The sequence below is a fragment of the Natrarchaeobius halalkaliphilus genome (genome assembly GCF_003841485.1).
Classification (GTDB): Archaea; Halobacteriota; Halobacteria; order Halobacteriales; family Natrialbaceae; genus Natrarchaeobius; species Natrarchaeobius halalkaliphilus.
This window is the reverse complement of sequence record NZ_REFY01000001.1, coordinates 711,198-719,123: the sequence shown is the minus strand read 5'-3', so window position 1 is coordinate 719,123 and position 7,926 is coordinate 711,198. Positions and strand designations below refer to the sequence as shown.

The 7,926-nt window shown below is 64.9% G+C and carries 7 protein-coding genes; 2 read left to right on the top strand and 5 right to left on the bottom strand.

Features of this window, described 5'->3' with window-relative positions; genetic code table 11:
* Nucleotides 1–529: 529 nt before the first annotated feature.
* Both EA462_RS03470 and EA462_RS03465 read left to right on the top strand, forming a co-directional pair.
* The gene (locus EA462_RS03470; protein WP_124177164.1) at nucleotides 530–907 is read left to right on the top strand and encodes a winged helix-turn-helix domain-containing protein; all 378 of its coding nucleotides are present in this window, start codon (nucleotides 530–532) and stop codon (nucleotides 905–907) included.
* The gene (locus EA462_RS03465) at nucleotides 904–1,197 is read left to right on the top strand and encodes a DUF7521 family protein (protein ID WP_124177163.1); all 294 of its coding nucleotides are present in this window, start codon (nucleotides 904–906) and stop codon (nucleotides 1,195–1,197) included. The genes EA462_RS03470 and EA462_RS03465 overlap by 4 nt, the downstream gene beginning before the upstream one ends.
* Before the next feature lie 152 nt (nucleotides 1,198–1,349).
* Here EA462_RS03465 and lpdA read toward each other — a convergent pair whose 3' ends face one another.
* The 5 genes from lpdA to lipA form a co-directional block, all read right to left on the bottom strand.
* Complete coding sequence (gene lpdA / locus EA462_RS03460) at nucleotides 1,350–2,798, bottom strand: dihydrolipoyl dehydrogenase (RefSeq protein ID WP_124177162.1); 1,449 nt, start codon at nucleotides 2,796–2,798, stop codon at nucleotides 1,350–1,352.
* A 102-nt stretch (nucleotides 2,799–2,900) separates the two neighbouring features.
* A complete protein-coding gene (locus tag EA462_RS03455; RefSeq protein ID WP_124177161.1) occupies nucleotides 2,901–4,484 on the bottom strand; it encodes a dihydrolipoamide acetyltransferase family protein in 1,584 nt (527 codons plus the stop codon).
* A 1-nt stretch (nucleotide 4,485) separates the two neighbouring features.
* A complete protein-coding gene (locus tag EA462_RS03450) occupies nucleotides 4,486–5,472 on the bottom strand; it encodes an alpha-ketoacid dehydrogenase subunit beta (protein WP_124177160.1) in 987 nt (328 codons plus the stop codon).
* Nucleotide 5,473: 1 nt separating this feature from the next.
* A complete protein-coding gene (pdhA, locus tag EA462_RS03445; protein WP_124177159.1) occupies nucleotides 5,474–6,583 on the bottom strand; it encodes a pyruvate dehydrogenase (acetyl-transferring) E1 component subunit alpha in 1,110 nt (369 codons plus the stop codon).
* A 265-nt stretch (nucleotides 6,584–6,848) separates the two neighbouring features.
* On the bottom strand, nucleotides 6,849–7,796 hold the full coding sequence (gene lipA / locus EA462_RS03440; RefSeq protein ID WP_124177158.1) for a lipoyl synthase: 948 nt from the start codon (nucleotides 7,794–7,796) through the stop codon (nucleotides 6,849–6,851).
* Nucleotides 7,797–7,926 lie beyond the last annotated feature (130 nt).

The window sequence follows — 7,926 nt, the reverse complement described above, 5'->3', positions numbered from 1 at the left end:
AACACCGTGTGTCGAGGGTGGATGGTGAGTCTGCCTCCGCACCGGAATCCGGTCGGAGGGGACGCGGCGCGATGACCACGTCGTTCGCATTCAAGACGAGGACGGGGTCCATACATAAGGCCGTCGAACGAGTCGGGCATCGGAACCGGGTAGCATGGCACGTCTTTCCACGAATCGGCAGGGCACGAACGCACTCGAGTCGACAGCAATCCCATCCAAGGTACGAGGCTCATCGGCCGATAGGCGAGCTAAGTCAGGAAGTTCTGGTCGGTTAAGCAGTGTCGCCACAGCCGTACGGACGGAGCCGTCCTCGAGAAGGACGTGTTACGCGGGAGGAGGCCGGTCGGTCATCCCGCCCTCGTAGGCGCGGTCGGACCGAATGATGCCCGCGTGATCGGTGATCAGCGGCGCACGCGCAAGAAAGCTTCGTGAATGAACGGAAAGCGAGCGTCTCCTGTGTTCGGACGTGGTGGACACGGACGGAGCGCATCGATGCCAATAAGCCCCGGGGATCGTAAGTGGCGGACGAATGGTCCGGGATCCGCTCGCCTCGGGGTCGACGCCGTCGGCAGCGGAGATCTGCTCCGCGCTCGACGATCCAGACTGCCGAGAGATCATCCGGAATCTCGAGGAACCTATGACGGCTTCCGAGCTCACGAAACGGTGTGATATCCCCCAGTCGACGCTGTACCGAAAACTCGAGTTGCTGACCGAGTCGACGTTACTCGAGGAGTCGACCGATATTCGACGTGATGGTCATCACGCCAGTACGTACGTGGTCGCGTTCGACGAGATCACGATGGAACTGGACGAGGACCGATCGCTATCGGTCCAGATCGATCGACCGGCACGGAGCGCAGACGAGCGACTCGCGGAGCTGTGGTCGGAGGTGCGAAAGGAAACATGATCTCACTGATCGGCACGACGGAAACCGCGATGGCACTGGCGGTCGTCAAAACGCTCGTTCTCGTCGTCGGCAGCGTCATCACGTACTTCGCGTTCAAGGCGTACCGGCGAACGAGACAGCGCGCGCTCGGTTATCTCGCGGCAGGGTTCGGACTGGTCACGCTGGGTCTCGTCCTGGCGGGAATGCTCTATGAAATCCTCGAGGTTCCGCTGGCGATCGGTATCCTACTCGAGAGCCTGCTCGTTCTGGCCGGCTTTCTCGTGATCGCGTACTCGTTGTACGTTCAGTAGCGAGAGGTAGCCATCGAATCCGGCGTCGTTCACGGTTTCTTCGAACTCGAGGATCGACGGACCGGGGACTCGTACGGATTGCTGTAACTGTTTACCGGAGCGACCGGGTGCCGTCCCGCGGTCGCTCCGAAAATGACTTACAGCGGTCCGTATCAGCGATTCAGCGTGTGGATCGCGCGTCCGAGTGCGTTCTCGGCGGCCTCCATCACCGATTCGGAGAGCGTCGGATGGGCGTGGACGGTCGACGCCACGTCCTCGAGCGTCGCTCCGAGTTCGATAGCGAGACCGAGTTCGGCGACGAGTTCCGAGGCTTCGGGGCCGACGATGCTCGCGCCGAGGAGGTATCCCTTCGACTCGGTTGCGACGACGGAGACGAACCCCTCGGCGTCGCCCGTCGTCAGCGCCCGACCGCTCGCGCGGAACGGGAACTGGCCGACGACGGGGTCGAATCCGGCCTCTTTGGCCTCCGTCTCGGTGAGTCCAACGGTCGCGATTTCGGGGTCCGTAAAGACGACCGCCGGCATCGCCTGGTAATCGATCGCCGCGGGTTCGCCCGCGATCACCTCGGTGGCGACCTGTCCCTCCATGCTCCCTTTGTGAGCGAGCATCGGCTCGCCAGCGACGTCGCCGGCGGCGAAAATGTGGTCGACGTTCGTGCGTGCGCGCGAATCGGTTTCGATGAATCCCCGGTCGTTCGTCTCGACGCCGGCCGCCTCGAGATCCAGCGTATCCGAGACGGGTTCGCGGCCGACGGCGACGAGGACGGCCTCGGCCTCGAGTTCGAGGGGGTCGGGCTCCTCGTCGTCGCCGGCCGTCCGGTCCGCGGGCTCGGCAACGACCCGAACGCCGTCGTCGGCTTCTCGCCACTCCGCGGCGGTGTAGCCGAACTCGAACTCGATACCGAGTTCGGTCGCCCGCTGTTTGACCGGCCGCTTGAGGTCGTCGTCGTAGCCCGGCAGGATCGACTCGAGCATCTCGATCACCGTCACGTCGGTGTCCACCTTCGCGAAGACGCTCGCGAGTTCCATCCCGATGTATCCCGCGCCGACGACGACGAGCGAGTCCGGCACGGAGGTCAGCGACAGGGCCTGTCGCGAGTCGAGGACGGGATCGTCGTCGAAGTCGAAGTTCGGGATCTCGACGGGACGCGAACCGGTCGAGACGATGGCGTGTTCGAACTCGATCGTCTCCGAGCCCTGGCCCTCGCCGTCGTGGGAGACGCGAACGGTGTTCTCGTCCGCGAAGGTGGCCGTTCCCTCGAGCAGGTTCACCTGGTTGGCTTTACAGAGTTTCTCGACGCCGCTCGTCAGCTGGTCGACGACGTCGTCCTTCCAGGCGACCATTCCCGAGAGGTCGATCGCCGGGTCCGCGTGGATTCCCATCTCCTCGGCGTTCGCCGCCTCGTGGGCGACGTCCGTCGCGGTGATCAACGCCTTCGAGGGAATGCAGCCGTGGTTGAGGCAGGTCCCGCCGTAGGCGTCCTTTTCGACGAGCGTTACGTCCAGATCGAGCTGACCGGCACGGATCGCCGCGACGTAGCCGGCGGGGCCGGCGCCGACGATCAGTACGTCCGTTCCGGTGGTGACATCTCCGACGACCATGGTCGTCCTTTTCGGTCGAGGACGGTGTAGCTGTTGCAAGCAGACAGGATACTGATGTATCGTCACGCGCCACGCAACGACCGGGAGCGAACGCGACGGTGATCACTCGAGCAACAGGAGTTCGGGGTTCTCGAGATACTCCATTACGGTGTTGGTAAACCGGGCGGCGACGGCGCCGTCGACCAGTCGATGATCGAACGACAGCGACAGCGTCAGCACGGAGCGCGGCTCGATCGACTCCTCGCCGTCGCGGTCGACGACGCGGGGTTTGCGCTTGATCTCACCGATCGCGAGGATCCCCGATTCGGGGTAGTTCAAGATGGGCGTGGCGTACTCGCCGCCGATACCGCCGACGTTGGTGACGGTGAACGTCGATCCCCGCAGTTCGTCGGGCGAGATCGACCGTTCTCGAGCCTTCTCGACGAGTTCGTTCATCTCCGAGGAAAGCTGTAATAGCCCCTTCTCGCCTGCGTTCTCGAGGACCGGGACCATCAGGCCGACGTCGGTCGCGGTGGCGACGCCGATGTTGTAGTACTCGCGGTAGACGATCTCCTCTTCGTCCTCGTCGATGACGGCGTTCAGCTCGGGGAACTCCTCTAGCGCGGCGACGACGGCTTTCGTGATGAACGGCATGTAGGTGAGACGAATCCCGCGCTCTGTGGCCCGTGGTTTGAGCCGATCGCGAGCCGCGACGAGCGCGGTGACGTCGACCTCGTCGAAATGGGTGACGTGGGGCGCGCTGTCCTTCGACTCGACCATCGCCTCCGAGATCCGTTTCCGGACGCCCCGGAACGGCTCGCGGCGTTCGCCCCCGACGAACTCGCCCGATTCGCTCACATCGGTCGCCGCATCCGCCTCGAGCGCCGCCACATCTGCTTCCTGAGCCCGACGCTGGGTTTCAGCGTACTCCACGACGGCCTCGGGCGTGACGATCGGCTCGCCGTTTCGCTCGTCGTCGGCGGGAACGGCGTCGATCTCGATTCCGTTCTCCCGGGCGATTCGCCGGGTCGCGGGGGCCGCGAGCGTCCGGTCGCGGTCTGCGGCGTCGGCCACGCTCGAGGGGTCCGTCACCGGGCCGTCGGGAGAGGAATCCGGGTCGTCGGTTTCGGATTCGGCTCCGGAAGCCGGGTTCGTCTCCGGCGACCTGGACTCCCGTGCGACGCCGGCCGTCCCGTCATCGAGGGCGGCCCGCACGTCGGCCGGGGTGATCCGACCGCCGGGGCCGCTTCCCTCGAGGCTCGAGAGGTCGATACCGGTTTCGCGAGCCAGCCGTCTCGCTCGAGGGGGCACGAAAACGCGGTTCCGTGGCGGCTCGATCTCGGCTGCGTCGTCGTCGATCGCGTCGGGACCGTCCGATTCGACCACGTTCGCGTCGCTCGACGGCCCGTCGTTCTCGTCGTCGAGAGCGGCGTCTGAGGTACCGTCGTCGGAGTCCGCCGTCTCCTCGCCCGCGACGTCGAACGTCACGAACACGTCACCGACGGGGACCACGTCGCCCTCGTCGTAGCGACGGTCACGGACGGTGCCGTCGACCGGGGCGGGAACCTCTACCAGGGCTTTGTCGGTTTCGACGGCCGCGACGGGTTGGTCTTCGGTTACCTCGTCACCCTCCTCGACGAGCCACGAGACCAGCTCGCCCTCTGCGACCCCTTCGCCGACGTCCGGGAGTACGAACTCACGAACCATGTCAGAACTCCACCGCGTTTCGGATCCCCGTCTCGATGCGTGCCGCTTCGGGGAGATAGTAGTCCTCGAGCGCGTACAGCGGGAACGGCGTGTCGAAGCCGGTGATGCGCTCGACGGGCGCCTCCTGATAGAGCAGCGACTCCTCCTGAAGCGTCGCGATGATCTCGGCTCCGAGTCCGCCCGTTTTCGGTGCCTCGTGGACGACCGCCGCGCGGCCGGTCTTTTCGAAGGAGTCGACGATGGCCCCTTCGGGAAGCGGCGAGAGCGTTCGGAGATCGACCACCTCGACGTCGATTTCGCCCGCGAGGTTCTCCGCCGCCTCGAGCGTCGGTCGGGTCATCGCACCCCACGTGTAGACGGAGATATCCGTGCCCTCGCGACGGACGGCGGCCTCACCGAGGGGCACCTCGTAGGAGTCGGCCGGAACCTCCTCGCGGAACGCCCGGTAGATGAGTTTGGGCTCGAGGAAGATCACCGGATCGGGGTCGCGGATCGCACTCGTCAACAGCCCCTTCGTGTCGTACGGCGTGGAGGGGACGACGACTTTCAGGCCCGGCTGGTGGACGAACATCGCCTCGGTCGACTCCGAGTGGTGTTCCGGCGCGCGGATGCCGCCGCCGTAGGGTGCCCGAACAACCATCGGGCAGGTGAATCGTCCGCGCGATCGCGTCCGGAGGCGAGCGGCGTGGGAGACGATCTGGTCGAACGCGGGGTAGATGAACCCCATAAACTGGATCTCGGGAATCGGTCGCATTCCGTAGGCGGCCATGCCGATCGCCGTGCCGACGATCCCGGATTCGGCAAGCGGTGTGTCGATGACGCGGTTCTCCCCGAACTCCTCGTAGAGGTCCTCGGTCGCGCGAAAGACGCCGCCGTTTTTTCCGACGTCCTCGCCCATGACGACGACGTCCTCGTCGCGTTCCATCTCCGTGTGTAATCCGTCCCGAACCGCCTGTACCAGGGTGAGCTGTTCCGATTCTGCGGCCATGTTATCCCTCCAGTAACGCGTCGTCGCCGTGTCGGTCGCGAATCGATTCCACGTACTCGAGCTGGCGACGTAATCGTTTGGGCATCCCCTCGTAGACGTGTGCGAAGATCTCGTCCGGTTCGGGCCGGGTGCTCGCCTCGGCGGTCTCGATCGCCTCTGCGACCCGGTCTTCGATCCGGTCCTCGATCGCGTCGACGCGCCCGTCGTCGAGGACGTCCCGACGGCGAAGGTAGTTCTCGAGACGCGGGATCGGGTCCTTCTGCTTCCAGCGTTCGACTTCGTCGGCGTCGCGGTAGACGGACGGGTCGTCGGCGGTCGTGTGGGCACCGAAGCGGTACTGAACGGCCTCGATCAGCGTCGGTCGGAGTTCGCCCGCTCCCGGATCCCTGGCTTTCTCGACGGCGTCTCTGGTGACCTTGTAGACCGCGAGCGGGTCCATGCCGTCGACCTGAACGCCCTCGAAGCCGTAGGCGGACGCCTTCTGGGCCAAAGTGGCGCTTGCGGTCTGGCGTTCGCGAGGGACCGAGATGGCCCACTGGTTGTTGTTACAGAAGAAGACGGTCGGCGTGTCGAAGACGCCGGCGAAGTTCAGCCCTTCGTGGAAATCGCCCTCCGAGGTCGCCCCGTCGCCGAAGTAACAGAGGAACGCGTTCCGCTCGCCTCGCAGCCGGGAGGCCCACGCCGCCCCGACCGCGTGCGGGATCTGGGTCGCGATCGGAACCGCGACCGAGAAGACGTTGACGTCTTCCGGGACGTAGCTCCCCTGCTCGTGGCCCATCCAGTAGAGCAGCGTTCGCTCGAGCGACAGCCCGCGAACGAGGCCGACGCCGTGTTCGCGATAGCTCGGAAAGACCCAGTCGTCCTCCTCCAGGGCGTGGGCGCTTGCGATCTGTGAGCCCTCCTGTCCGGACAGCGGCGGGAACGTCCCCATTCGCCCCTGGCGCTGGAGGCTCACCGCCCGCTCGTCGAACCGACGGGCCAGGCGCATCTGCTCGTACATCTCGACGAGTTTCGCTTCGGACAGGTCGGGGACGTCGGCGTCCTCGAGGACGCGGCCTGCCTCGTCGAGCACCTGTACTCGGTCGCGAGGATCGCGCTGTATCGTACTCACGGGGAGGCCCACCTGTACATACTCGAACAATATATCGCTCGAGGTAAAGGATTTTCGTAAATAGTTTACTATCCATGAGATTCTTGCCACACAGGGTAGTGAGTGGTCGTCGATACACAGAGTCAGCGGTCACTCGTCCACCTTCTGTGTCGTATCGTTCACAACCATCGGTTACCGTCGTGACGGAAGGAGGTCGAACAGGGTGGGGGAACGCGGGCGCGTGCGGTGTCACGACTGGATTTGTGGAGAACGCGGAAATCGGTCGCTACTTCGAGGCGCGTCGCGCCGTCCGTCGGGCCGACTCGACGCTTTTGCCCTCGCGCAACACCGCGTCGACGAACAGCTCGCCGGCTTTGTACGATGACCGCACCATCGGCCCGCTGGCACAGTACAGATATCCTAACTCCTCTTCGGCGACCCGTCGCCACGTCTCGTACTTGTCCGGGTGGTCGTAGCGTTCGACCTCGAGATGGGTTCTCGAGGGCCGGAGATACTGGCCGAGGGTGACGATGTCGACGCCGCGGTCGCGACAGTCGGCGAGCGTCTGGTAGACCTCGTGGTCGTACTCGCCGTGGCCGAGCATGATCGAGGTCTTCGTGTAGATGTCGGATTCGCGGTCGACCTGCTCCAAGACCGACAGCGACTGTTCGTATCCCGCGCGGCGGTCCCTGACGGGAAACTGGAGCCGTTCGACGGTCTCGACGTTGTGGGCGATAACGTCCGGATCGGCGTCGACGATCTTTTCGACGAGCCGTTCCTCGCCCTGGAAGTCGGGGATCAGGACTTCGACGAGGATGCCGGGGTGCTGTGCTTTGATCTCGCGGATCGTCTTCGCGAAGTGACCGGCTCCCTGATCGGGGAGGTCGTCGCGGTCGACGCTCGTCAGGACGACGTAATCCAGCCCGATCTCCGCGACCGCTTCGGCGACGTTCTTCGGCTCGTCAGGATCGAGCGCCTCCATTCCACCCGTTTCGACGTCACAGAAATTACAGCCTCGAGAGCAGCGATCGCCCATCAACATGAAGGTCGCCGTCCCACCCGAACCGGCCCCCGTCGCCGCACCGCCCGACCAGCACTCTCCCAGATTCGGACAGTTGGCCTCCTCGCAGACGGTGTGTAAGTTCCGGTCGCGTAGCGTCTCCCGAATGTCCGTAAACTCCCGGCCCGACGGCGGCCGCATCTTCAGCCAGTCGGGCTTGCGTGCGCTACTCATACCCCGACGCTAGGGGCGGACGGTCAAAAACTATGGCTATCTGGGGTCCAGGTCGGGTGGCGAGGGTCCTCGAGTGAACAACACGGGTCGCTCGAGGCGCGATGGACGTCGACTCAGCGAGTAGCGGGTC

Coding starts and splice junctions, on each gene's coding strand:
- EA462_RS03470 (WP_124177164.1), top strand. CDS start 530: ATGGTCCGGGATCCGCTCGCCTCGGGGTCGACGCCGTCGGCAGCGGAG.
- EA462_RS03450 (WP_124177160.1), bottom strand. CDS start 5,472: ATGGCCGCAGAATCGGAACAGCTCACCCTGGTACAGGCGGTTCGGGAC.
- EA462_RS03455 (WP_124177161.1), bottom strand. CDS start 4,484: ATGGTTCGTGAGTTCGTACTCCCGGACGTCGGCGAAGGGGTCGCAGAG.
- lipA (WP_124177158.1), bottom strand. CDS start 7,796: ATGAGTAGCGCACGCAAGCCCGACTGGCTGAAGATGCGGCCGCCGTCG.
- EA462_RS03465 (WP_124177163.1), top strand. CDS start 904: ATGATCTCACTGATCGGCACGACGGAAACCGCGATGGCACTGGCGGTC.
- lpdA (WP_124177162.1), bottom strand. CDS start 2,798: ATGGTCGTCGGAGATGTCACCACCGGAACGGACGTACTGATCGTCGGC.